This window comes from Pseudomonas sp. 05T35 (assembly GCF_056396605.1).
In genome coordinates this window covers 1-1,618 of sequence record NZ_JBFTLU010000684.1, presented here as the reverse complement: position 1 = coordinate 1,618, position 1,618 = coordinate 1, and the positions used below count along the sequence as shown (strand labels likewise).

Here is a 1,618-nt window from a genome sequence, read left to right as displayed (position 1 = left end):
GTGTAACCGAACGTCAGGATACTCCTCTTTCAAGGTCGTCCATTTTTCCACAGCCTCTTCAACCCGGCTTTCAGCAAAAGATCGATGACCTTTTTCCAACAAGATCTTTATCTTCTCTACCGGTTGAAACTTTGAAACCGCTATGAATTCGACACGATCAGCGTTGCCGCTCTCATTAATGGCACTGACAATGTCCGTGTAGTTCATGTCAATATCTAACAGGGCCGTCATTACTCGACCACCTCAACCTTTTCCTTACTTACAAAAATCTTCATTATTGTTTTTACGTTGATACCGGTCTTCTTGAAGACGTTATTCAATCCGTCATTCTGAACTTTTTCTACGGCACAAATAACGTCTACCACCTCGCCACCACTGGCCTTGATGGACTCGACTAAAGAAATGACCGCCCCACCCGTACTTAGCGTGTCATCAATAATTGCTATTCGATCTCCACGACTTATACCGTTGAGATACATTTTCCCTTCGAAATATTCGGAGCTGATATTGACGACATTTGCATTCAACTCATCCAAACTATACGGGTACCATCTTGCCATTGCCATAGGTATACCTGTCAGTATGGAGACTGCGGTAGCCAGTGGAGCGCCTTTGTCCTCCTCGGTGACGATTTTATCGACAGTAAGGTCCATCAACTTTATTACTTTGTACGCAACCTCGAGAAGAACTTCAGGCCTCAAGGCAGGCAGTTGGTCAGTAAACTCATTAACGGTAGTAAGGGCTTTACCGGAATTAACAACCTTGGCACTCTGATACACTTTCTTAAGCAACATTATTCAACATCCATGTATTATTTAACTTCCATGTATTCCGGATAAACACCATCCCACCGGCTCTTGTACTTCCATGAACTATCAAAAAATAGCGTGACAATGTTTTTATTGTCGAACGAACGGCTTATCTGCTCGCAGATGACCAAATTTGCTCCACACGTAGGTCCTATGCCCAAATCATTCTCAGACACAAACTTCTTCATTCTATTCCAGGAGTCATCGCCATCCACAACCATCACTTCGTCAACCAGGTCAGGTACGGTATTGATTGATAACACGCCTGCGCCCAACCCCATCAAATTATGGTGGTGGTGTTCAAACTTCAAACCTTTTCTTGATGCGTACAGCGGGGCGGAACTGTTGACCTCAATGCCAATGGTTTTTATATCTTTATATTCGCGCTTTAAAATTTCTGCAATGCCGGAGAATGTACCTCCAGTGCCAATAGAGCAGATGAAAAAATCTGGCACCACCCCCTTCGCCTTTAGCTCTTCAACTATTTCTTCACCGCAAGAATGCCAGGCTTCTTTATTCAGCAATGTATTGGACTGGTCCAGAAAGTACGTATTCTCGTCATTGTTACTTTCCATATATTCTTTAGCTTTACTGACCGCCCCATTCAAAAACGTTTCTTTGGGCGTCTCTACTATCTCAGCCCCAAAAGAACGAATTTGCTCTTTTCGTTCATCTGTCATTCCTTCCGGCATGAAAATTTTGATTGTGTAGCCTTTTTCTTTACCTATCCATGCGAGCGCTGCACCACCATTGCCTGTAGAGCAGTCGATGAGCGTCATTCCCTTTCTAATGACACCCGTGCTTTCAAG

General features: G+C 43.8%; 3 protein-coding genes. All 3 read right to left on the bottom strand.

The window, feature by feature from the left end:
* On the bottom strand, nucleotides 1–231 hold a 231-nt coding region (locus AC1DH9_RS28845), incomplete at its 3' end, for a hypothetical protein (protein WP_477809303.1).
* Nucleotides 231–794 carry a phosphoribosyltransferase family protein gene (locus AC1DH9_RS28840; protein ID WP_427536965.1) on the bottom strand — a complete coding sequence of 188 codons (564 nt, stop codon included), beginning with the start codon at nucleotides 792–794 and terminating at the stop codon, nucleotides 231–233. The genes AC1DH9_RS28845 and AC1DH9_RS28840, both read right to left, overlap by 1 nt.
* Before the next feature lie 17 nt (nucleotides 795–811).
* Nucleotides 812–1,618 (bottom strand): cysteine synthase family protein (locus AC1DH9_RS28835; protein ID WP_477809302.1); only part of this gene is annotated, 807 nt, incomplete at its 5' end.

Bases quoted from the DNA above. Each gene is read 5' to 3' on its own strand.
- AC1DH9_RS28840 (WP_427536965.1), bottom strand. From the start codon at position 794: ATGTTGCTTAAGAAAGTGTATCAGAGTGCCAAGGTTGTTAATTCCGGT.